This window comes from uncultured Shimia sp. (genome assembly GCF_947498095.1).
In the GTDB taxonomy this organism is placed as follows: Bacteria; Pseudomonadota; Alphaproteobacteria; order Rhodobacterales; family Rhodobacteraceae; genus Shimia.
Genome location: NZ_CANMJE010000009.1, coordinates 1 through 22,873 on the forward strand (window position 1 = coordinate 1; position 22,873 = coordinate 22,873).

General features: G+C 56.9%; 23 protein-coding genes. 17 read left to right on the forward strand and 6 right to left on the reverse strand.

All coding sequences use genetic code 11. The features are described 5' to 3' along the window. Positions 1-911 precede the first annotated feature (911 nt). From Q0932_RS14860 to Q0932_RS14875, 4 genes are read left to right on the forward strand one after another with little or no spacing between them, the layout of a single operon-like run. Positions 912-2,447: an ABC transporter ATP-binding protein gene (locus tag Q0932_RS14860; RefSeq protein WP_299354736.1), complete on the forward strand. Its 1,536-nt coding sequence runs from the start codon at positions 912-914 to the stop codon at positions 2,445-2,447. Further along, on the forward strand, positions 2,444-3,526 hold the full coding sequence (locus tag Q0932_RS14865; protein ID WP_299354739.1) for an ABC transporter permease: 1,083 nt from the start codon (positions 2,444-2,446) through the stop codon (positions 3,524-3,526). The genes Q0932_RS14860 and Q0932_RS14865 overlap by 4 nt, the downstream gene beginning before the upstream one ends. After that, positions 3,526-4,446, forward strand: coding sequence for an ABC transporter permease (locus Q0932_RS14870; RefSeq protein ID WP_299354742.1), 921 nt, complete (start codon positions 3,526-3,528; stop codon positions 4,444-4,446). Before Q0932_RS14865 ends, Q0932_RS14870 begins: the two co-directional genes overlap by 1 nt. A gap of 38 nt (positions 4,447-4,484) precedes the next feature. Further along, complete coding sequence (locus tag Q0932_RS14875) at positions 4,485-5,555, forward strand: BMP family ABC transporter substrate-binding protein (RefSeq protein WP_299354745.1); 1,071 nt, start codon at positions 4,485-4,487, stop codon at positions 5,553-5,555. 92 nt (positions 5,556-5,647) lie between these two features. Here the strand turns inward: Q0932_RS14875 and Q0932_RS14880 are convergent, their stop codons facing one another. Next, positions 5,648-6,076 carry a MarR family transcriptional regulator gene (locus Q0932_RS14880; protein WP_299354748.1) on the reverse strand — a complete coding sequence of 143 codons (429 nt, stop codon included), beginning with the start codon at positions 6,074-6,076 and terminating at the stop codon, positions 5,648-5,650. A gap of 106 nt (positions 6,077-6,182) precedes the next feature. Between Q0932_RS14880 and Q0932_RS14885 the strand changes: the two genes are divergently transcribed. Together Q0932_RS14885 and Q0932_RS14890 are read left to right on the forward strand one after the other, a co-directional pair. Then, the gene (locus tag Q0932_RS14885; protein ID WP_299354751.1) at positions 6,183-6,713 is read left to right on the forward strand and encodes a cytochrome b/b6 domain-containing protein; all 531 of its coding nucleotides are present in this window, start codon (positions 6,183-6,185) and stop codon (positions 6,711-6,713) included. 5 nt (positions 6,714-6,718) lie between these two features. Next, entirely contained in the window at positions 6,719-7,198 is a 480-nt protein-coding gene (locus tag Q0932_RS14890; protein ID WP_299354754.1) for an enoyl-CoA hydratase, read from the forward strand. Between the two features lie 366 nt (positions 7,199-7,564). On the opposite strand, the gene Q0932_RS14895 is transcribed toward Q0932_RS14890, so the two are convergent. Further along, positions 7,565-9,289 carry a sulfatase-like hydrolase/transferase gene (locus Q0932_RS14895; RefSeq protein WP_299354757.1) on the reverse strand — a complete coding sequence of 575 codons (1,725 nt, stop codon included), beginning with the start codon at positions 9,287-9,289 and terminating at the stop codon, positions 7,565-7,567. Positions 9,290-9,436: 147 nt separating this feature from the next. Further along, entirely contained in the window at positions 9,437-9,739 is a 303-nt protein-coding gene (locus Q0932_RS14900; RefSeq protein ID WP_299354760.1) for a hypothetical protein, read from the reverse strand. 118 nt (positions 9,740-9,857) lie between these two features. Between Q0932_RS14900 and Q0932_RS14905 the strand changes: the two genes are divergently transcribed. The 9 genes from Q0932_RS14905 (at position 9,858) to Q0932_RS14945 (ending at position 16,783) form a co-directional block, all read left to right on the forward strand. Beyond that, the gene (locus Q0932_RS14905; RefSeq protein WP_299354763.1) at positions 9,858-11,198 is read left to right on the forward strand and encodes a hypothetical protein; all 1,341 of its coding nucleotides are present in this window, start codon (positions 9,858-9,860) and stop codon (positions 11,196-11,198) included. Positions 11,199-11,298: 100 nt separating this feature from the next. Next, positions 11,299-11,880 (forward strand): VOC family protein, encoded by a 582-nt coding sequence (locus Q0932_RS14910; protein ID WP_299354766.1) that lies wholly within the window; start codon positions 11,299-11,301, stop codon positions 11,878-11,880. 43 nt (positions 11,881-11,923) lie between these two features. Then, on the forward strand, positions 11,924-12,862 hold the full coding sequence (locus Q0932_RS14915) for an aldo/keto reductase (RefSeq protein WP_299354769.1): 939 nt from the start codon (positions 11,924-11,926) through the stop codon (positions 12,860-12,862). Further along, complete coding sequence (locus Q0932_RS14920; RefSeq protein ID WP_299354771.1) at positions 12,859-13,935, forward strand: FAD-dependent oxidoreductase; 1,077 nt, start codon at positions 12,859-12,861, stop codon at positions 13,933-13,935. The genes Q0932_RS14915 and Q0932_RS14920 overlap by 4 nt, the downstream gene beginning before the upstream one ends. Beyond that, positions 13,935-14,594 (forward strand): DUF938 domain-containing protein, encoded by a 660-nt coding sequence (locus Q0932_RS14925; RefSeq protein WP_299354774.1) that lies wholly within the window; start codon positions 13,935-13,937, stop codon positions 14,592-14,594. Before Q0932_RS14920 ends, Q0932_RS14925 begins: the two co-directional genes overlap by 1 nt. 111 nt (positions 14,595-14,705) lie before the next feature. After that, complete coding sequence (locus tag Q0932_RS14930; RefSeq protein ID WP_299354777.1) at positions 14,706-15,044, forward strand: carboxymuconolactone decarboxylase family protein; 339 nt, start codon at positions 14,706-14,708, stop codon at positions 15,042-15,044. A 62-nt stretch (positions 15,045-15,106) separates the two neighbouring features. After that, positions 15,107-15,553 (forward strand): hypothetical protein, encoded by a 447-nt coding sequence (locus tag Q0932_RS14935; protein WP_299354780.1) that lies wholly within the window; start codon positions 15,107-15,109, stop codon positions 15,551-15,553. A gap of 95 nt (positions 15,554-15,648) precedes the next feature. After that, complete coding sequence (locus Q0932_RS14940; RefSeq protein WP_299354783.1) at positions 15,649-16,251, forward strand: DUF937 domain-containing protein; 603 nt, start codon at positions 15,649-15,651, stop codon at positions 16,249-16,251. A gap of 139 nt (positions 16,252-16,390) precedes the next feature. After that, positions 16,391-16,783, forward strand: a complete 393-nt coding sequence (locus Q0932_RS14945; RefSeq protein ID WP_299354786.1) for a hypothetical protein — start codon at positions 16,391-16,393, stop codon at positions 16,781-16,783. Between the two features lie 35 nt (positions 16,784-16,818). Here Q0932_RS14945 and Q0932_RS14950 read toward each other — a convergent pair whose 3' ends face one another. Further along, positions 16,819-19,326: an FAD-dependent oxidoreductase gene (locus Q0932_RS14950; protein ID WP_299354789.1), complete on the reverse strand. Its 2,508-nt coding sequence runs from the start codon at positions 19,324-19,326 to the stop codon at positions 16,819-16,821. A 538-nt stretch (positions 19,327-19,864) separates the two neighbouring features. Between Q0932_RS14950 and panC the strand changes: the two genes are divergently transcribed. Continuing rightward, positions 19,865-20,710 carry a pantoate--beta-alanine ligase gene (panC, locus tag Q0932_RS14955; RefSeq protein WP_299354792.1) on the forward strand — a complete coding sequence of 282 codons (846 nt, stop codon included), beginning with the start codon at positions 19,865-19,867 and terminating at the stop codon, positions 20,708-20,710. Next, the gene (gene panB, locus Q0932_RS14960; RefSeq protein WP_299354795.1) at positions 20,707-21,516 is read left to right on the forward strand and encodes a 3-methyl-2-oxobutanoate hydroxymethyltransferase; all 810 of its coding nucleotides are present in this window, start codon (positions 20,707-20,709) and stop codon (positions 21,514-21,516) included. The genes panC and panB overlap by 4 nt, the downstream gene beginning before the upstream one ends. Positions 21,517-21,525: 9 nt before the next feature. Here the strand turns inward: panB and Q0932_RS14965 are convergent, their stop codons facing one another. After that, on the reverse strand, positions 21,526-21,960 hold the full coding sequence (locus Q0932_RS14965; RefSeq protein WP_299354798.1) for a CBS domain-containing protein: 435 nt from the start codon (positions 21,958-21,960) through the stop codon (positions 21,526-21,528). Positions 21,961-22,106: 146 nt separating this feature from the next. Continuing rightward, the gene (locus Q0932_RS14970; RefSeq protein ID WP_299354801.1) at positions 22,107-22,853 is read right to left on the reverse strand and encodes a hypothetical protein; all 747 of its coding nucleotides are present in this window, start codon (positions 22,851-22,853) and stop codon (positions 22,107-22,109) included. Positions 22,854-22,873: the final 20 nt, after the last annotated feature.

A 22,873-nucleotide genomic window follows, 5' to 3' on the forward strand; every position in this document is an offset into this window, starting at 1 on the left:
TGTCATGGTTCCAACCTTTTCTGACGTGGCGTCCCGTAGTGGCCGCCTTCTGTTATTGAATTTAGGGGAACCTGCCGAAGAGTGATTTTGGTGCTGGGACATAATTGCGTGAGATCGGGACACAGTGAAGCATGATGCAATGACGTTGGCTTTTTTATCAATAATGTCGGGATTCCTAAGCGCAGCATGCCCGAGCGACTTAATCTATAATACAAGCGGCGGGTCCTGAGCCAATATTGGTTGTTGGTGGAGCAAATAACGGCTTCTTTCACTAACAAGACTTTACTTGACGCATGGCCATTAAATCGAAATGTATCGATTTGTAGGCATTGAACGATCGATAGCAACACTAAACAATCCCATTCGACGGAAGATGGTGGAATGGCTCAAGGACCGTACCAAGTTTCCACCAGCACCGCCGGAACATGTCGATCTGGAAGAGCTTTCCGCCGCTGCCAAAGTTCAAGCGCTCTATTGACATCGCCGCTGATGCCCCACAGGATTTATCGAAGGCAATGTCGCGCGCCATTCGACAGGCCGTCTAACACGCCCATTTTGTGCGGCTTGGCGACATGCCTACAAGACAGGTCTTTTATCGCCGACAGCTATGTACAATCTGCCGCTTCTAACCAAAAAACCGTCGATCTGGGCGCCTTTCAATTATCGTTTTCCCCCGCATAAAATTGGGTCTTTCAAATTTTCCCGAATAATACGCCCCCCAAAGAAGCGCAAAAAATGCATGTTATCAGCACTTTGACCATGCTCCATTTTTGTGCAGTTGCTCAAGACGCCCTACCCGTCCTCCTAAGTTGGACTTGCCGAATCCCGCCCGGCCTCCCTAGTGTGAGAGCGCTCGAACAAAGGCACTTGGGGCGCTGTGAACCTGAGGCCGCAATAGGGAACAAGACCGTATGACCGGGACACTTTTAAGTATCCAAGGCCTGACCAAGGCATATCCCGGCGTGGTAGCCAACGACACCGTTTCTTTCGATATCCAAGAGGGCGAAGTTCACGCGCTTTTGGGAGAAAACGGGGCGGGTAAATCCACGCTGGTAAAAATGATCTATGGGCTGGTCAAACCAGACAGCGGCACGATGACGTGGCGCGGCGAGGCGTTTGCCCCCGCAGAGCCAAAGGCCGCACGCGCCTCGGGCGTGGCGATGGTCTTTCAGCACTTCTCACTGTTTGACGCACTGAACGTCGCGGAGAACGTCGCGCTCGGCATGGAGAACCCGCCGAAAATGCGCGATCTTGCACGTCGCATCCGGCGCGTGTCCGAAGCCTATGGCTTGCCGCTCGATCCCAATCGTACTGTGGGTGACCTTTCGGCGGGCGAACGCCAGCGGGTCGAGATCATTCGCTGTCTGTTGCAGGATCCCAAGCTGTTGATCATGGACGAACCGACCTCGGTTTTGACACCGCAAGAGGTGGAAATCCTGTTCCAAACGCTGAACAAGCTGAAATCCGAAGGCACCTCGATCCTCTATATTAGCCACAAGCTGGAAGAGATCCGCACGCTCTGTGACCACGCAACCATTCTGCGGCTAGGTAAGAACGTCGGAGAATGTGTTCCGGCAGAGACCTCGGCCCGTGACATGGCGGAACTGATGGTCGGCGATACGCTGCAAACCCCGACCCGGTCCACGGAAAAGGCAGGCGATGTCATGCTTGACGTCTCGGGTCTGTCGCTGGAGCCTTCCAACCCGTTTGGCACCACGTTGAAGAACATCCATTTCACCGTGCGCGCCGGTGAAATTCTGGGCCTTGGCGGGGTTGCCGGTAATGGGCAGGACGAACTGCTTGCCGCGCTGTCCGGTGAATCTGTGACCTGGCCGGATGCAGTCAAAGTCAAAGGGCAGGATGTCGGCCATCTGGGACCAAATGCACGCCGCAAACTGGGTATTCTGGCCGCCCCCGAAGAACGGCTGGGCCATGCGGCGGCTCCGGACATGAGCCTTGTGGAAAACGCGCTTTTAACCGGCATGATCCGCAAGAACCTGACCTCGAACGGGTTTGTCGATTGGGCCGGAACTACGGAATTCGCCGATAAGGTGATCAAAGAATTTGACGTCCGTACGCCGGGCTCTGACCGTGCGGCGCGATCGCTGTCTGGCGGCAACTTGCAGAAATTCGTGATTGGCCGCGAAGTACTTCAGACACCAGAAGTATTGGTGGTCAACCAGCCCACATGGGGTGTGGATGCAGCCGCTGCCGCATCCATTCGCCAAGCCCTGCTGGATCTGGCGGCCGGTGGCGCCGCGATTGTCTGTATCAGCCAGGATCTGGATGAATTGATGGAAATCTCGGACCGATTTGGTGCGCTGAACGAAGGGCGCATGTCTGACATTCGCCCAGCTGCGGGCCTGACGATCGACGAAATTGGTCTGATGATGGGCGGCGCCCACGGCATGGAAGTCGCGCATATCGACGAAGGAGCGGACGCATGATCAAGCTTGAGAAACGTCCACAGCCGTCGCGAAAGCTGTCGCTGGCAACACCGTTGATCGCGGTCTTTGTGACCATGATCGCCGGGGGCCTCTTGTTCATGGCCCTGGGAAAAAACCCCTTTGAGGCCATTGCGACGATTTTCTGGGAGCCGCTGTTTGGCGAGTTCGCCTTTTACTATCGCCCGCAACTCTTGGTAAAGGGCGGTCCGTTGATACTCATCGCGATTGGCCTGTCTCTGGGCTTTCGCGCAGGCATCTGGAACATCGGTGCCGAGGGACAATACATCATCGGGGCCCTTTGCGGCGCCGGGGTGGCGCTGGCCTTTTATCCGATGGAAAGCTTCTTCATCTTCCCGCTGATGATCCTTGCCGGAGCCCTTGGCGGCTGGGCCTGGGCGATGATCCCCGCACTGTTGAAAGTCAAATTTGGCACCAACGAAATCCTTGTGTCTTTGATGCTGGTCTACGTGGCCGAACAGCTTCTGGCCTCTATGAGCCTTGGCTTGATGAAAAACCCACAAGGCTTTGGCTTTCCGGGATCGCGCAACCTGCAGGAATACCCCAGCGCCTTTAACGCCGAGCTGATCGCTGGCACCGGCATGCATTGGGGTGTTCTGTTCGCCTTCATCGCGGTGATCTTTGCCTATGTTCTGCTGAACCGGCACATTCTGGGGTTCAACATTCGTCTGACCGGGGAAGCCCCCCGAGCAGCACGGTTCGCGGGCGTAAGCCCAACGCGGCTTGTACTGTTCTGCCTTGGCACCGCCGGAGCATTGGCAGGTCTTGCGGGCATGTTCGAAGTTGCCGGCCCCTCTGGGCAGGTGAGCATCGACTTTAACGCAGGCTATGGCTTTACCGCGATCATCGTGGCCTTTCTCGGCCGGTTGCATCCGGTGGGCATTCTACTGGCCGGCCTTTTGATGGCGCTGACGTATATTGGCGGTGAGATTGCCCAATCCAACATGGGTCTGCCAGCTGCGGCCATTCAGGTGTTTCAGGGGATGCTGCTGTTCTTTCTCTTGGCGCTGGACCTTTTGACCAACTATCGCATTCGATTTGCTGTGAAGGGAGCCGCATAATGGATCTTTCAGCCATTAATCCCGTCCTGCTGATTGCCTCGCTCATGGTGGCGGCAACGCCTTTGTTGCTGGCCGCGGTCGGAGAGCTTGTTGTCGAACGCGCTGGCGTTCTTAACCTTGGCGTCGAAGGCATGATGATCGTCGGCGCCATTGGCGGCTTTGCGATCTCGGTGGAAAGCGGCTCGCCCTATCTGGGGCTGGTTGCTGCGATGATCGCGGGCGCCGTATTGTCGTTGCTCTTTGCCTTTCTGACGCAATTTGCCCTGGCCAACCAAGTGGCCTCGGGTCTGGCGCTGACGCTGTTCGGACTGGGCCTGTCGGCCCTGATGGGACAGGGATATGTCGGGATCAAACCACCTGCCATGGGCAAGCTGGACATTCCAATCCTGAGTGATCTGCCGGTTGTAGGACCAATCCTGTTTGGACATGATCCGGTTCTGTACATTGGGATCGCGCTGACTGCCGGTGTCTGGGCTGTCCTGAAATACAGCCGCATCGGATTGATCCTGCGCGCTGTGGGTGAAAACCACGATGCCGCGCATGCCTTGGGGTATAACGTGATCCGTGTGCGTGTGCTGGCCATCATGTTTGGTGGCGCTTGTGCAGGGCTTGGTGGCGCCTACATCAGCCTGATCCGCGTACCGCAATGGACCGAAGGCATGACCGCCGGTATTGGCTGGATCGCGCTGGCGCTGGTGGTCTTTGCCAGCTGGAAACCGTGGCGTGTGTTGCTGGGTGCCTATCTTTTTGGCGGCATCAACGTTTTGCAACTCAATCTGCAGGCCGCAGGCATTGCAATTCCGGTCGAATACTTGGCAATGTCACCCTACATCATCACCATTCTGGTTCTGGTCATCATGTCTGCTGACAAGAGCCGCGCGCCCGCCTCGTTGGGCCGCATTTTCCACGCCTCGGGCTAAGAGGCCAAAAACCGAACACGATAAGGGAGTGTTAACGTATGAAACTGACCAAAATCCTGACCAGTGCTGTGCTGGCCACCGGTCTCGCAACAGCGGCGCTGGCCGACAAAACCAAAGTCGGCTTTGTCTATGTCGGCCCCGTGGGCGACGGCGGCTGGACCTATGAGCACGACAAAGGCCGACTGGCCGTTGAAGAGGCTTACGGCGACAAGGTTGAAACCGTCTATGTGGAATCGGTGCCGGAAGGCCCGGACTCGGAGCGGGTAATGACCGATATGGCGCTGAAGGGTGCCGACATCATCTTTACCACCTCGTTCGGCTACATGGACCCGACGATCAACGTGGCCAAGAAGTTCCCCAATGTAAAATTCGAGCACGCCACTGGCTATAAGACCGCGCCAAACGTGTCGGTTTACTCGGCCCGCTTTTACGAAGGTCGCGCCGTTCAGGGCACCATCGCAGGTCACATGACCAAGTCGAACGTTGTCGGCTATATCGGGTCTTACCCGATCCCCGAAGTGATCCGCGGCATCAACTCGGCCTTTATCCACGCACGCAAGGTGAACCCGGACGTGCAGTTCAAGATCGTATGGGCCTACACCTGGTTTGACCCCGCAAAAGAAGCGGATGCGGCCAAGGTACTGATCGAACAGGGCGCTGACGTGATCCTGCAGCACACTGACTCGACAGCTCCACAGGCTGCCGCTCAGGCCGCTGGCAACGTTGTGACCTTTGGTCAGGCGTCAGACATGAGCGAATACGCCCCCTTCCCGCGCGTTTCGTCGATCATCGATGATTGGGCGCCTTACTATATTGCCCGCGTTGGCGCAGTGATGGATGGCTCATGGGCAGAATCCAACACTTGGCACGGTATTGGTGATGGCATGGTTGGCATCGGTGAGATTTCCGACGCAGTTCCCGCCGACGTCAAAGCCGAAGCTCTGGCGCTGAAAGCCGCTCTTGCGGATGGCTCGTACCACTCCTTCACCGGCCCTCTGAAAAAGCAGGACGGTTCGGACTGGCTGGCCGAAGGCGAAACCGCCGATGATGGCACACTGGCTGGCATGAACTTTTATGTCGAAGGCATCGAAGGCGACGTGCCGCAATAAGCGCCACACCTACGAAGACACCAAGAGGCCCGTCATTTTGGCGGGCCTTTTCTTTTGGCCTCGGCACGCGAGAAACAAATGTTGGGCGGCTGTCAGGTCACGATTTTGGACAAGCACCTGAGCATCATGTCCCTCTCCCCGACTGACAATGGCGCCAGGGTTTCCGCATTGCAGGTTTTGACCAACTCATGAAGGCACGGCGCCAAGGTCATGCCTGCTTTGGTCGGGCTGATGAGGTGCGCGCGACGTGATGTGGGGTGAGGCTTGCGGTCAATCAGGCCTTGTTGTTCCAGACCGTCCAATGCCCGGCTGATCACATAGGCCGGGCGCTGGTAGATTTTGCCGATTTCAACTTGGGTTAAAGGGGCGCGCTCCAGAACTGTCATCATCACTGGAAACTCAGACAGGTTCAGCCCCATGTCTTCAAGGCCCGCGGTCATACGGTCATCCATGTGGCGTACCAACCGGTGCAACATCCTTCCAAAACTGTTTTCACGCACGTTGCGCGTTTCATCCCACACGGCCACGCCTTTCGTCAGGCATTTCCTGACGCAAATTCGCAACAATTGCAATTGCAATATTAGCAAATGTAGGCTACAGATCTCCCGTCAAATTCGGAAATGCACTATGACGCGTTACCATCCTTTTCTTGTTTTCCTTCACTGGTTGCTGGCCCTCATGATCATTGGTGGCCTTATCATGGGCGGCAATGTGCTGGCGGAAACGCCTAATGACGATCCGTTCAAGCTCGTGGCACTCCGAATGCATATGGCGATGGGGATCCTAATTCTTGCGCTGATGGTGATCCGTCTGGTCGTGCGGTTGGTGACAACCAAGCCGCCCCACGCGGATATCGGCAACGCGCGGGTCAACAAGCTGGGGACCGCGGCCCATTGGCTGTTTTATGTCGTTGTGATCGCGATGTGCGCCTCGGGTCTGGCGATTGCCAATATGGCGGGTCTTCCGGCCATCGTGTTTGGCGGGTCGGGGGCACCACTGCCCTCCGACTTTAGCGCCTTTCCACCCCGTATGGCACATGGTGCATTGGCCACAGTGTTAACCCTGTTGATCCTGGGGCATGTCGGTGCCGGCCTTTGGCACCAGTTTGTCACCAAAGACGGCCTGTTTGGCCGCATGTGGTTTGGGAAGCGTTCGTAATAAGTATGTCCCGTAAAACCCTGAACTTTGTGAACGAGCTTGCCGGCATCATGTATGTCGGCGGCATCCTCAGCCACATTGTTATCGGAGCCACCGTCGGGTCACCGGATCCAGAAACAGCCACCACGGTTTATACCTATAAGCTGCTCAGCGCCTACATCCTGATTTTGCCGGGATTGGGTGTGAAGGTTCTGTGTGACCTGGTTTTGTATTTTGTATTTGGAGAGCGGGCGAACTGGCTGAAAATCAAGCTGGCCATGGTCGCTTTCCTGGCTTTTAACGCCTTTGTGTTCCTTGTGCCGATGATGCCAGATATTCTGGCGCTTGCTCAGGCGTCTATTCCGGACGGTCACCTGCCCGAGGCGTTCCACGAGCTGGAAGCAACCGAGGCATTGGTTGGCATGTCCAATGTCATACCGCTGATTGTGGAAATGGTGATGGGCGGGTTCAAACCACGCCTGTTCAAGGAACGGCGCACGGTCTGAGCTTATCCCAAGCATTAAACCTTACCAGACTGCGTGTTGGGAAGGGTCTGCCAAGGTTTGGCAGGCCCTTTTTTTGCTCCTAAACTGCGGATTGGCCAGAATTCAATTGGTCTTGGCCTAAATCCACATGGGTGCGGCCCCTGACGCCCCCATATCTCTATCAACAGAGACGGACAGCTTTACTCTCCTCCCTCCCTTCCCTCCCAATGGGTGTCGGTCTCTCCAAGGTCAGCGGCTTTCCAATTCTCCGTTGACCCTGCCTCTGAGAGCGGTTCGATCCCTGTCCCTGATCGCACCGCTCTTTTTCTTTTGCCCAACAAAAAAGGCCCGCCAGAACGGCGGACCTTTGATTTATTTGGCTACAAGCTACTGACCGATGCTTGGATCGGCATTTGGATCAAACGGCAACTCGTCCAGATGCTCGATATACTCCAGAGGATCAAACGGCAGATCCTTGAGGACCAACTGTGGATCTTGCTCGCGCTTCAAAGCTTCAGATGCGTTGGCAATGCCGGTCCAAGGAATACCGTGAGTCTCGGGGCGATCCGGGTACTTCTCTTTCCACAAGTTGTGACGCAAAACCATCCGGTTGAAGGGGCGCTTCAGGTGGATGAGGTTGGTCAGCATCGGTTGCACCTCGCGCGGATCAGATGGCAGGAAGTAGAACGCAGCCGGGATACCGCTGGCTTCGCCAATCGGGTCAGGCGAGATCATGTGGCGCTTGTAGTCACCCTTAACCACAGCACCCAGTGTCGGGCCGGCATAGGTGAAGGTATAGTCGCGACGTCCGGCGGTATCTCCGTTCAGCAGCAAAGCAGTCTGGTCGATGCCGTCAATCACGCGATCCGTCGGGATATTGTCCAGCGCACCGCCGAGGCTGGCGAACGTGGTGAACAGATCGGTGATGTGGATCATGTCGTTGGGCAGTGAACCGGGTTCGATGACGCTGGGCCAAACTGCAAAAGCAGGCACACGTACGCCGCCCTCAAGGAAATCACCCTTACCACCACGGAAGATGGTTTCAGCGAAACCGGTGCCGGGGGGCGGGTTGTGCGACATTGGGCCGTTGTCGGCCATGGCCACAATCAGGGTGTTTTCCGCGATGCCCAACTCATCCAGTTTTGCGCGCAGTTCCGCGATAAACGGATCAATTGTGCATTGCAGGCCATTTTGCAGCAAGGCGCGTGCGCGGGTGCATTTTGGACGGATCGGCATAAAGTTCGCCATATTTGGCCAACTCGCGACGAAGAACGGTTTGCCCTCTTTGGCATTGGCCTCGATGAAGGCAAACATGCGTTTGAAACCTTCGTCATCCATCGCTTCATAGGACTCGGTGGTGTTGTCGCGCCACTGAAGCGTTTCGCCGCCCTTAGTGCCTTCGGCCGCCATCACCCAATCTTTGGTGATGAACGTGTCGTCCAGCTTGTATGGGTCTTTGACCAGCATGTCCTCAAACAGGCCAATTGATGCATTGCCCTGTTCCGCTTCGCGGGTGTTCAGCGATAGGATCTGGTTGTAGCCCGTGAACAGTGCCTCATCGAAACCCTGATTGTGGGGGTAGCTTTGTTCGATGTCGCCCAGGTGCCATTTGCCAAAAAAGGCCGTGGCATAGCCTGCGTCACCAAGCACTTCGGCAAGGGTCACTTCTTCGGCGTTGAGACCGTGACTCTCTTGCAGCATGCCAATGTTGTACATGCCCGAGCGCACGGCCATACGTCCTGTGATCGCGGCGGCGCGGCTGGGAGTACAACCAACTTCCGTGTACATACGTGTGAACATCATGCCTTCGGTGGCAAGAGCGTTGATATTGGGCGTGTTGAGACCACGTACAGCCTGAATACCGGGCATACCAAGATCGCCATAAGCTGTGTCGTCCCACATGATGTGAATCAGGTTAGGTGGCGCGCCGTGTTTCTCGCGCAGCGCTGCAAGCTTGGCTTGGATATCCGCATCTTCAGCTGCCCAGCTTTCACCGTTTTGGGCCTTGAGCACATAGTACTCGGCGTCGTGAACAATCTCGGCTGAGGCAAAAGATGCCGACAATCCGATTAGGGGTATGGCCAAAAGGCCCCCTTTGGATTTTGAAAACATAGTGGACTCTCCCAATTTTCTGTTTCCAGTTTGTAATTGAATGCGAGGGCTCACGGAGCACCGCAGCGAAGTCGTATCGAAGGTAGACCATTGCCATGACATTACATAGCTAAAGTAGTTTGGTTTCTGGCCTTGCCCATCCATCTGCTAATCCTCTCGCATGGCTGCATGAGTGATGGGCATCGTCTGGACCTTGGAACACGACAGATATCGCATGATTTCTTCCTTGAGGCCGCTCAAGCTGTCGTCAATCTGGGCCAGGATCAGTGCAGTATCAGCGCCCGCTTCCTGCTGAGCGCGCGCGCGTATCGATGTCAGCAACTCAAAGTCCTGACATATCTCATCCAGACTCGCGGAGTGGGTGCGCAGATATTGCAGCCTTTCCCAAGTATCGGGAAATGCGCTCGCCAATGCCGCATTGTGCGTTACGTTCATCGTCTCATCTGTCATGATAGAGACATGTTGGAACGCAAGCGCAGGCTTAATGAAGGATGATACGGTAACTTCAGGGTAAAACCATGTATCGGTATTGTGAAAAAACCAATGAAAACAGGACATCTTCTCGTCTATGGCTGAAACCGACTTCAAATTACGGTTAGACCCGGATCAAGACGCGGATCAAATTCGCGCTGCGTTAATGACGGTGTGTGACAGCGATCAGTTCGCAAATGCGGATCGACTGAGGTCTTTTTTGACCTATGTCGTCGAAGAGGCTCTCGCCGGTCGGGCAGCCCAGATTTTGGGCAAGACCATCGCGCAGGACGTGTATTTACGGGACATGACAACCGCCAGCTCACAAGACAATCTTGTACGTGTTGATGCCGGACGGCTGCGCCGGAAACTGACCGACTATTATGAGAGTGATGGGGCCGATGACGCCGTGCGGATTCACATGGACAGTGGCGGTTATGCACCTTGGTTCGAAGACCGCGCCAGGTCTGCAATCAGCGCAGTTTCCGAAGTTCCCGATGGCCCGGCCAACACCCAAAGACGATGGCGTATTGCTCTGATGCTCAGTGGCGTTCTTGGCGCTGTTCTCGTGGTGTCCTGGTTCGCTATTTACCCGGGTGACCCAGTGGAAACGACATCCACCCGAAATACCGAGATGCGCGCGCTGGCCAGCAAGTCAACGGCAACAGTACAGGCCGAAAACTACTGTAATGCGGCGCGCGGGTTTCTGTTTCCGATTGCCAACCTCGCCAACCAGAAACTTGCAAGTGACATTTTCAGAGAAGCGATCAAGACCGACCCAAACTATTACTGTGGCTACGCGGGGCGGGCGCATAGCCTGTCGACGACGTCACTTTTATTGCCCCCCGGCGAGGCCAAAACAGCCCTTTTGAGCGAAGCTGCTGACATGGCCCGCAAGGCGGTCGATCTGGCGCCTTTGAGCGGCTGGAGCCAATCCGCATTGGCATGGAGCAACTATGCCCAGGGGAACTCTGAAACAGCGCTCGAGCAATCCGCGATCGCGGTGGATCTGGCGCCAACCGATGGCAATGTCCTCGATTTTCGGGCTGTGACCCTGTTGGTTCTGGGGCAATTCCAAGAGGCCTATGACATCAGCCACCCGGACCGGCTGCGTGAAAAAGGAAGCCACCGGTTTGCCCATCGCAATATCAACGCCGTGGCCAGTTTTCATCTTGGAAAATATCAAGAAGCAATCGACTCGTTGAACTATGCGACTGAGAATGGCGATCCGGTCAGTGAATTGACCCTGGTCTTTAAGGCCGCGAGTTATCAAGGGTTGGGAGACACCCGATCCGCGCAGGAAAACCTGAACAAACTGCAGAAATCATGGCCGGACTTCAGGCTTAATCTGGTTCTATCGGCGTTTTATGCGGATCCGGCTTTTGCCCAGCTAGTGCTCAAAAACTTGGCTGCAGCAGGGTGGCAAGCCAACGAATAACGAGTGACGTCGTGCATTTCTGCACAAGACGCGCGCTTTGACGTCAACTGGTTTGCCAGCGAGATTGGTCTATCTTTGTGAAGATCTCAGGAGGACAGACATGCGTAAGATTCAAGCCCAAGGCGTTCATCACATCACGCTGAACGGAGCGGACCGGCAGACGTCCATCGACTTTTGGGAGGGCGTTCTGGGCATGCCGTTCATATTCGACCAGCCCAATCTGGACAATCCCAACGAAGGCCATCTTTATTTTGATCCCGGTGATGGCCGCCTGATTACTATTTTTACGGACGAAACGCGTAGCGCCGATCCAGCCGGAAACCCGCGTGATCCCGGAACGGTTCATCATATCGCCTTTAATGTGTCACGCGCATCGCTCACGCATGCTTTGGACCGTCTGGATACCCGCGGAATTGCGCATACCAAGATCAAGGACCGTGGCTTTATGGACTCCGTCTATTTTCGGGATCCACTGGGGCTGACGATTGAGCTGGCCTGTTACAAGTTTGAACCACCCGTTGGATGCACCCACGCGGATGTCATGATCCGGGCGCACAAAATGCGCGTCGCGGCGGGGGACTACAACATTCAAGAGGTGCATCTGGCCGATGCGATTGAAGCCTTGGTCGATGAGCGGCAGGAGTCTCTGTCACCGGACAGGAACGCCAAGAACCCCTATTAGAAGCCCTCTTCCTTCTGGTGAAATTCCGTGCCAACTATGACGGATGACACGTTTGATCCAGAGCCGAGACGCCGCGCCCGTTAGTCGATTTGCCTTTGGCACCATGCAGTTTGGTGGCACGGCAAATCTGACGGACTCGCGCGCCATGTTTGATGCCTGTCTTGAGGCTGGGGTGACGCATTTTGACACCGCGCATGTCTACACGGATGGGGCCTCGGAAGAGATGCTGGGGAAGCTCGCCGCCCCCCATCGCGACCGGTTGGTGATCGCCACCAAGGCTGGCTACACCGGCGGTGCGGGGGCGCAGAACCTGCAACACCAGTTCGATCTGTCGCGCAAACGTCTGGCGATAGACCATGTGGACATTTTGTATCTGCATCGCTTTGACCCGGACACGGATCTTGCGGAAACGATGGATTGTTTTGCCAAACTCAAATCCGACGGGCTGATCTCTTACGTCGGCTTGTCAAATTTCGCGGCTTGGCAGGTGATGAAGGCCGTCGCCTTGGCCGAAACGCGGGCCATCTCCATCGACGTCCTGCAACCCATGTACAGCCTCGTGAAACGGCAGGTGGAGGTTGAAATCCTGCCGATGGCGCAGGATCAGGGTATTCTGGTGGCGCCGTATTCCCCATTGGGCGGCGGGTTGTTGACGGGAAAATATACCTCGCAGGCGGGTAGCGGGCGTTTGACGACCGACCATCGCTATGCCGCCCGATATGGTCAGGATTGGATGCACGAGACCGCGCAGGGGCTAAGTGATCTGGCAATGGAAATGGGCATCTCCGCGGCGACACTCGCCGTAGCCTGGGCGGCACGTCATCCCGCGCGCCCGACCCCCATACTTTCGGCGCGCAATGCCGAGCAGCTTGCGCCCTCATTGTCCGCCACAGGTTTTGAGATGGATGACGCGCTCTATGCCCGCATTTCGGCGCTTAGCCCGACCCCGCCTCCTGCAACTGACCGGATCGAAGAAGCATGATTGATTTTGTTGTGATTGGCGGCGGCATCGCCGGCGCCTCTGCAGCTGCGCGGCTTGCGCCCTTGGGTCAGACCCTGCTGTTGGAACGTGAAACAGCGCTGGGGTATCACGCCTCAGGGCGCTCGGCGGCCTTGTACGAAGCCAATTACGGGCTTGAGTCCACCGTGGCACTGTCTGAGGCCAGTGGCGACTTTCATCGGAACGCCTATGGCGGCTTTTTAAGCCCTCGGGGCCTTATGCTTGTCGGTCAAAACCATGAAGAAGATGCGTTCCAAACCGCCTGTAAGTCTCTCAACATGGGCCAAATCGCCCCTGAGGATGCGTTCAAGATGGTGCCGATTCTTGACCCGGATCGCGTTGGCTATACCGCTTATCACGCCGAGGCCTATGACGTGGATACCGATAGGGAAATCCAGACCTTTGCCAAGGTGGCACGTGAAAATGGCGCGCAGGTTCTGACCGGGCAAGAGGTTACAGCCATCCAAAAACAAGGCACTGGCTGGGCCGTAACTGCGAATGGCGTCACACATGACGCGCGCATGATCTTTAACGCGGCCGGGGCTTGGGCGGACGTTGTCGCCAGAATGGCCGGAATTCAGCCGTTGGGCTTTACCCCACTGCGACGGTCGATGGCCCGTATTCCAGCGCCCGGCGGGCTTGACGTCGCGGATTGGCCGATGCTGCTAGGGGTCCACGAAGATTGGTACGCCAAACCGGACGCGGGCAAGTTGCTGGTCTCACCGGCAGAGGAAGACCCGCAAGAACCGCATGACGCCTGGGCGGATGATATGGTTCTGGCCGAGGGCATTGCACGATACGAAGAAAACGTGTCCGAACCTGTCACGCGGGTTGAAAGCACCTGGGCAGGATTGCGAACCTTTTCACCCGACCGGAACCTTGTGCTTGGGCCCGCAACCGACGATGCATCGTTCTTTTGGGTGGCCGGCCAGGGGGGCTATGGGTTTCAGACTGCACCGGCCGCGTCGCAATTGGTGGCCGATCTTGTTGCCGGGCGTTCGCCTGAGCTGGACGCAACCACGCTTACCGCATTGTCGCCTGAGAGATACGCATAATGGCTGGCCCTCGAGAACTGCCCGAAACAGCATCGGTGGCGCATTCAGCAGACGGAGGACGCCTCTTCGCCCCCTCGGCAGCACGAAACACCGATGCCATCGTAACCTTGGCAGCCGAAGTCGCACCATCCGGCGGGCAGGCATTGGAAATCGCCAGTGGTACAGGCCAGCATATTGTCGCCCTTGCCAAGGCACTGCCGCACCTGCACTGGCAGCCCAGCGAAGTTGACCCGGAGCGGCGCGCAAGCATCGACAACTACGTCGCCCATGCGCAGCTAGAAAACCTCGCGACAGCGGTCGAGCTGGATGCAACCAATCCCGGGTGGAGTGCGACCTACTGCGGCCAGAGTTTCATTTTGTTGGTGAACCTGCTGCACCTCATCTCGGACCGCGAAGCGCGAACACTGATTTCAGAGGCAGCTGCCGCGCTCGCCCCCGGCGGTGTGTTGATGATCTACGGCCCCTTTATGCGCGACACCGATCTGACCAGCGAAGGCGATGCCGCCTTTCACGCAAGCCTGAAAGAGAAAGACCCAGAGATCGGGTACAAGAGCGACTTTGACGTTCTCGACTGGGGACAGTCTCAGTGGTTGGACTATCTCGACATGGTCGAAATGCCTGCGAACAACCTCGCCATCTTGTTTCAAAAGGCGGCTTGAACACGGGCCGGGTGCGGGCGCAAAACAAATTCCAAAAATGTGATCTTTGTCAAAGTCAGGCCGACGAATCCGTGGTTTTGACGAGCTAAACACATTCTAGGAGTGATATATATGAGCTGGAACGACAAACTGACAGGCACCCGCAATCAACTGCGCGCTTTGAACAAGACCATCCCTGACACGACCAAGGCCTTTGGCGCATTGGGCAAGTCGGTCAAAGAGGGGGGTGTGCTTGACTTCAAAACCAAAGAATTCATCGCTCTTGGCATCGCCGTCGCAGATCGTTGCGAAGCCTGTATCGTGTTGCACATCGAGGCCCTTGTTCGCGCCGGTGCCACGCGCGAGGAAATCGGCGATGTTCTGGCAATGACGATCCAAATGGGCGGCGGGCCATCGATGATGTATGCGGCCAAAGCACTGGAATGCTACGAGGAGATGACGGCAGGTTGAGCCAGCGGCCATTCCCGATTAAACAGAGCACAACATCCTTATTGGTTCTGGAAAGGACACGCATGACCCGCCTTATGTCTTTCACGTTGGTAACAACATTTTCGGCGTCTCTGGCGATGGCCCAGTCGACAATGACCGAGCCAACCCACTTTCAGCTTTGGGATCTTGATCGCGACAAAACTGTCACCCTGACCGAACTGGAAAACCGTCTTTTGGCCGTGATGGTTGAGTTCGACAAGGACGGCGACGGAGCATTGAGCAACGAAGAATACGACGCGTTTGACAAAGCGCGTGAGGCTGAGGCTGCCGAGCATGACGGGTCCTTGACCCGACGTGCTGTCGCGGGTCTGTCGCGCGGCTATACGGACTCCAACTTTGACGGCAAGGTCACCCGCGAAGAGTTGCTGGAAGCCGGGCGGAGCTGGTTCTATTCGATGGACCGCAACGGTGATGGTCAGATCGACGCACAAGATTTTCAGGACGCGTCGCAGTTTACCAATGACAGTTGACCAAGGCTGAGACACAGGCGGGATTTTTCCCCTGAAACACATAGGACGGAACGGGCACAGTGGGCGCGTTCCGTTTTTTTGTTTGGAGAGTGAACATGTCTATTCTTAGCCTTTTGCAACAGGCACAGCAGGGTCAGGGTTTGTCACAATTGGCAGGCCAGTTTGGTTTGGATTCCGCGCAGGCCAATGAGTTGACAGGACTTTTGGCACCGGCGCTTGGCAAGGCCGCAAAGCAGCAGGCCGAGGGTGGTAATCTGGAAGCCCTGCTTGGCACGCTCAAGGGAGAAGATCAGGCGGACATGTTTGACAATGCCGCAAGTGCCGCCAGCCCGCAGGGTCAGGCCAATGGGTTGGCGTTTCTGGGCACGCTTTTAGGTGGAGGCTCAGCCCAGCAGACCCTGACCGAGAAAGCCGCCGCCCAAAGCGGAATTGACGCGAACACCGTTGCGCAGTTTTTGCCTGCTCTGGCCTCAATGCTGCAAGGTGGCTTGCAGAAGAACCTGCCAGACGCGCAACTGGCCGCCATGCAAGCCCCACAAAGCGCGGGCGCCAAGGGACTGATGGGCATGGTCGGCGGCCTTTTGGGAGGTCAGAAATCCGAGCAAGGCTTGGATTTGTCAGCTCTGACGGGCCTCTTGGACAGCGATGCGGATGGGTCAGTGGTGGATGATCTTTTGGAAGGGTTTCTGAAGCGCTAAAGCCGCGTCTCGCCGTCGCCTGTGGCCCGGTTGATCCGGACAGGGGCGGCGGTTTTCCACCACGCGAACAATTGACTGCGACAGGACACTGGCGATTGTCCGTTTGACTTCTTATCTGACAGGAAAGAACGGAGCAGATATGAAAATTATTATAACTTTGCCGGCCCTATTGTTGGCATCAATCGCAATAGCCGCGCCTGATGATATCCGCATCAGCGATTGGGACACAAACGGCGACGGGCTGTTGTCGCGCGAAGAAGCCGCAGCCATTCAGTATGACGCCTTTGACTATTTCGATCTGGACGAAGACGGCGACCTGAAAGGTTCAGAGCGTGAAGACTTTGAGGCGGACCTTGCCTTTCGCCAGAGCCAGAACCACGACACCGCCATGGTGGCCGCACCGGATGCCAACGGCGATGGGTTAATCAGTGCCGGAGAGTTCAAGGCCTGGACCGGACGCATGTTCGACCAAGTAGATAAGAACGGAGATGGCCTGATCAGCAAAGACGAGATGCAGGCCCATCAGCCATAACAAAAACGGGCGCCTGATGAGGCGCCCGTTTTGATTTACCCGTCCTTGCGGATGGTTTCGTTCTTGGGATCGTAGGGGCTGTCGCAGGTGACAACTGCATCCCAGAGCTTGTCCTGAAGTTTGACCTGAAGCTTGGTGCCTTCGACGGCGAGGTCGGGCGTGACATAGCCCATGCCGATAGATTTGCCGAAATGCACCGAGTAGCCACCCGAGGTCAGACGCCCAACGCGGGTGCCTTCAGGCGTGTAAAGCGCCTCGCGGCCCCACGGATCAGCATCGGCAGGTCCATCGATCAAAAGCGTGCAACATTTGACGCGAATGCCTTTGGCTTCCATCTCGGCTTTGCCGTGGAAATCTTTGCCAAGGTCAATAAAGCGCGGCAGGTCGGCCTCGGCGGGGGTCGCATCGCGGCCCAGTTCGGTGCCAAAGGCGCGGTAGGACTTCTCCTGACGCAGCCAGTTCTGAGCCCGCGCGCCAACCAATTTCATGTCATGCTTTTTGCCGGCTTCGGTCAGAATATCCCAGAGGTAGTTCTGCATCTCCATTGGGTGGTGCAGTTCCCAGCCAAGCTCACCGGTATAGGCCACACGGATCGCATTCACAGGGCACATGCCGAGTTCAATCTGGCGCGCCGATAGCCAAGGGAAGCGTTTGTTCGAAAGCGCGGTTTCGGGATCGGCGTCGTTGATGACCTCTTTCAACACATCGCGCGACTTCGGACCAGCGATGGCAAGGACACCCCATTGCGTGGTGACATCCTGAATTTCGATGTAGCCAAACTCATCCATCTTGTCTTCGGCGGCTTTGCGCAGGAAGTCGGCGTCATATTCAGTCCAGGCGCCTGCCGAAACGAGGTAGTAGTTGTTCTCGCCATTGCGCACGATGGTGTATTCCGTGCGGGTGGTGCCGTGGCTGGTCAGCGCGTAGGTCAGGTTGATGCGGCCCACTTTCGGCAGTTTGTTACAGGTGAACCAGTCAAGGAATTGGGTGGCACCGGGGCCTTTGACCACATGTTTGGTAAAGGCAGTGGCGTCGATCAGGCCCACACCATTGCGCACGGCTTCGGCTTCGGCCTTGGCGTACTCCCACCATGCCCCACGACGAAACGAACGGCTGTCGTGGTCGAAACTGTCCGGCGCATCCAGCGGGCCGTAGTAGTTCGGTCGTTCCCAACCGTTCACCCACCCAAATTGTGCACCGAGCGCCTTTTGGCGATCAAATGCAGGGGCTGTGCGCAAGGGACGCGCTGCGGGGCGTTCTTCGTCCGGGTGATGCAGGACATAGACGTGATCGTAGCATTCTTCGTTTTTACGTGCGGCAAACTCCGTGGTCATCCAGTTTTGCGAATAGCGCTTGGGGTCGAGCGAGGCCATGTCGATCTCGGCCTCGCCATCGACCATCATCTGAGCAAGGTAATAGCCGGTGCCACCCGCGGCGGTGATGCCGAACGAAAAGCCTTCGGCCAACCACATGTTGCGCAGGCCCGGTGCCGGGCCAACCAGCGGGTTGCCATCGGGCGTGTAACAGATCGGGCCGTTGAAATCGTCCTTCAACCCGGAGTCCGCACAGGACGGCACACGCTCGGTCATGGCCATGTATTGTTCGGCAATCCGGTCGAGATCAAGCGGGAACAGATCGGCGCGGAAGCTGTCCGGCACGCCATGCTCAAAGCGTGCGGGCGCATCTTTTTCGTAGATGCCGAGAATCCAGCCGCCGCGCTCTTCGCGGGCATAAGACTGTGCGTCGGCATCCCGCACCACGGGGTGCTCGGGGTTGCCGGCTTCGCGCCATTTGACCAGTTCGGGGTCCTGATCCATGACGATAAATGTGTGTTCCACAGGGATCGCCGGCATTTTAATGCCCAGCATCTTGGCGGTGCGCTGCGCGTGGTTTCCGGATGCGGTCACAACGTGTTCGGCCGTGATGACAACCTGCTCGTCTCCGGGGACAAGGTTACCGCCCTTTTCTACCATCTTTGTGCAGGTGACTTCCCAATGCGTGCCGGTCCAGTGGAAGGCATCGGCCTGAACCTTGCGCACGATGTCGACACCGCGCTGGCGCGCCCCTTTGGCCATCGCCATGGTCACGTCGGCAGGGTTAATATAGCCATCCTCTGTGTGATAGATGGCCCCTTTCAGGTCATCGGTGCGGATCAGCGGCCAGCGATCTTTGATCTGGTCCGGGGTCAGCCACTCATAAGCGACACCGCAGGTCTCGGCGGTCGAGGCATAGAGCATGTATTCATCCATGCGGTCCTGTGTCTGCGCCATGCGCAGGTTGCCCACCACGGCAAAACCCGCGTTGAGGCCGGTTTCTTCCTCAAGCTGTTTGTAGAAATCCACCGAGTACTTGTGGATGTGGGTGGTCGCGTAGGACATGTTGAACAGCGGCAACAATCCGGCCGCATGCCATGTTGACCCCGAGGTCAGCTCATCGCGTTCGATCAGCATCACATCATCCCAGCCCGCTTTGGCCAGGTGATAGGCAATTGACGTTCCGACGGCACCACCGCCGACAACCAGCGCTTTGACTTGAGTTTTCATGTCCCGGGCGACTCCCAAAAAAGTGAATTGAGCATAATCTGACAAAACATTAGCCGCCCCGGCGGGTCCAGCCGACCGAAAAACGGACAAAACCGACCCCCAGTGGCGGAAAGGTCGGATTTGGGCTTTGGGCTTTCGTCAATCCGAACGGAAAACCGGTGACTCCGGTCTGTCAGGAAGGGGCTTGGATCATCAGTTGGCAGGGGTTCCAGAGGGAGATAATGGTTCTGCCGGCATCGGGGACACCGATTGAAACGGGTGCGTTTTGGCCGTATTGCGCGCCGATTGCGACTGAAGCACAGCCACACAAACGAGGCTTAAGGTCACGAAGATAAATGGCATAACGCGGCCCATACGGTCCCTCCTACGTCTGCCCCCAAGGAATAGTCTGCTTCAATGGCTGGGCGAGAATTGGCAGGCAATTGGGCGATATCGGGGCAACCTCCCGTAAGACTACTGTGGTTGGGTAATTTTCTTGCCGCAGCGCGGCGTAAACTGCTAAGAAAATAGGCAAGTCATTAATGGAAATGCTCAAAACATGAAGATTTGCAGGACCATCGCAGAATGCCGCGCCGAAGTGGCCACTTATCGCAAAGCGCAACAGCGCGTTGGGCTGGTACCCACAATGGGGTTTCTGCACGAAGGCCACTTGGCGTTGGTTGCGGCAGCGAAAGACGCGACAGACCGCGTGGTGGTCACGATCTTTGTGAACCCCACGCAGTTCGGTGAGGCGTCTGATCTGGACGCCTATCCACGCGACGAGGCACGGGATTTTGAGATGCTGCGCGCGGCGGGGGTGGATTGCATCCTCGTGCCGCCCGTTGAAGAGGTTTATCCCGAGGGCGATGAGACCATTGTCGAGACCACGCGCATGGCCAACATGCTTCATGGTCTGGTGCGCCCCGGTCACTTCAGGGGCGTGACGACGGTTGTTGCGCGCCTATTCAACTTCGTGCAACCGGATGTCGCCTGTTTTGGTGAAAAGGACTATCAGCAATTGCGTGTCATTAAGCGGATGACCCGTGATCTGGCCTTTCCCATTGATGTGCGCGGCGTGCCGACCGTGCGCGAACCCGATGGGCTGGCCATGTCCTCTCGTAATGTGCGGCTGACGCCCGAAGACCGCCAAGCGGCCTTGGTTCTGTCGCGCTCGCTCGCCGCCGCTGAGACCGCTGGCAAAGCGGGCGCGACAATCGAAGAGATACGCGACTTGATCGCATCTACCATCACTGCCGAACCTCGTGCGACACTGCGCGGGCTAGATATCGTGGAGGCCGATGATCTTTCTGAGATTTCAGGCCCCCTCACCTCTCCTGCTGCCATCATGCTCTCGGCTGAGTTCGGCGGCGTTCTTCTGCTGGATCAAAGGGTCGTTTCACCATGAGCAAGCAAGTCAAAATCCGCCGCAACACTGTGCCTCAAATCGCGTCGCGCAAAGGCGGTGAGCCGATCGTGTCGCTGACATCGTACCACGCACATACTGCCGCTATTGTCGACAAATACGCGGACTTTATCCTGGTTGGGGACAGTCTGGGCATGGTGATGCACGGGATGGAAAGCACTGTGGGCGTACCTCTGGATCTGATGATCATGCATGGCAAGGCTGTGGTGCGTGGCACCGAAAAAGCGCTGATCGTGGTCGACATGCCCTTTGGCACCTACGAGGAAAGCCCCTCGGTCGCGTTTCGCAATGCGGCCAAGATCATGAAAGAAACCGGCTGTGGCGCAGTGAAGCTGGAAGGCGGCAAGCGTATGGCCGAAACCATCACCTTCCTTGTTGAGCGTGGCATTCCTGTAATGGCGCATATCGGCCTGACCCCACAATCCAGCCACGTCATGGGCGGGTTCAAGACGCAAGGCCGCGAAGAGGAAAGCTGGAAAGCCCACGAAGAAGATGCGCGCGCGGTCTCAGAGGCAGGCGCATTCTCTGTCGTGCTTGAAGGTATGGTCGAACCTCTGGCAGCGAAGATCACCAAACAAATCGACATCCCAACCATTGGCATCGGCGCGTCAGCAGATTGTGACGGGCAAATTCTGGTGTTGGAAGATATGCTGGGACTGAACGAATGGACGCCGAAGTTCGTCAAGGTTTACGGCGATCTGGGCCCCGCCATCGAACGCGCGGTCGAACAGTATGCCGAAGAGGTCAAAGACCGGTCGTTCCCCGGCGAAGATGAGGTCTATCGGTAAGGCGGGCGATCAGGCGTCATCATCCGCGTGGGCGGTCGACATCTCGCGGAAGCGTTCAAATAGCATGATGTATTCGGCGGGGATCTCGCGGTAGGACAGCAGGCCCGCCAATCGGTCTCCGTCCATCACAGGCAGATGGCGAAACTTGTTGCCAAGCTTGGCGGCAAGCGCATCCGAGATGGCGTCATCCATCTGCACGGTCACCGGGTCGCGGGTCATGACCTCGGCCGCCGTTGCTGTATCCGAGGCCAATCCCTGCCCTACACCGCGAAACACGATGTCACGCTCGGACACAATGCCCACAAGATCGCCCTCATCTACGACAGCGACTGCGCCGACTTTCTCGGTGGCCATACGCCTTGCGACGTCGCGCAGCACGTCACCTGGGGCAACCGTATGAACGGGGCGATCCCCCATTAATTCGCGAATGGATTTCGTGGCCATCAGTGAGGCTCCGGCAGGTGGTTGGTCAAGGTGCCAAGACTATGCGTTGCCGCGTTAGGCGCGACAAGCCACAGGGACAGCAGAATGACTTAGCCGGGACGATTTACCTCAGGTCCAAACCCGGAGATTCGCTGGCAATGGCTCGGTCAGTACTTGAAGCGCAGTCCAACCCCAATTCCATAGTCATAAAGCCGATCACGCCCCAACCCGACAAACAAATCCCCATAGATAGCAATCTTATCGTTCAGGTTTTTGCCCAGTTGGACCTCGGCCGAGGCTGGCCAGACATCGTTTGTCCAGTCATAGGGCAGCTTCAGGTCCAACTTGGCCCAATACACCTCGCCAAAGGGTTGGAGGGCAATCAGGCGAATGGCTGTTTGCGACACGTCCGTGGGGCCATTGTAGGATTCATAGTGTTGGATCAGTGGGATCAGCGTCAGTCCTGTGTTGAGATTGGCAAAGGCCAGCCCCCCAAACGGTGCAATTTGATCGGACCCCAAACCGGTCCCCTTGGCCGGATCGCCAAAATCAAGGATCCACTCAAGACCCACCGCGGTGCGCACACCCCAGGTCTCGTTCAGCTTCTTCTCTGAAGGAAAATATATACCCTTGAGATTGATGCGGCTGAGTTCATTCTCTCGGGTGCCGGAAACGTCGGTGGAGTAGTAATGCGCCTCATATTTGAATTTGAGGTTCGGCCGCAGCATATACGCGCCGTCGATAATGGCGTCTTGCTGATCAAACCCGCCGCCCAAGTCATAGAATTGGTAGCGGAAATCCGTGTTGTTCACTGCGGCCAGAGGGTTCGATGCGTTTTCGGCGCTGGCTGTCTGGGCCGCACACGCCAAGGCTGCCGCAATGGCAAACGGTATACTTCGTCTGAAAAAGCGCATGGAGTCTCCTTGCAAAAACT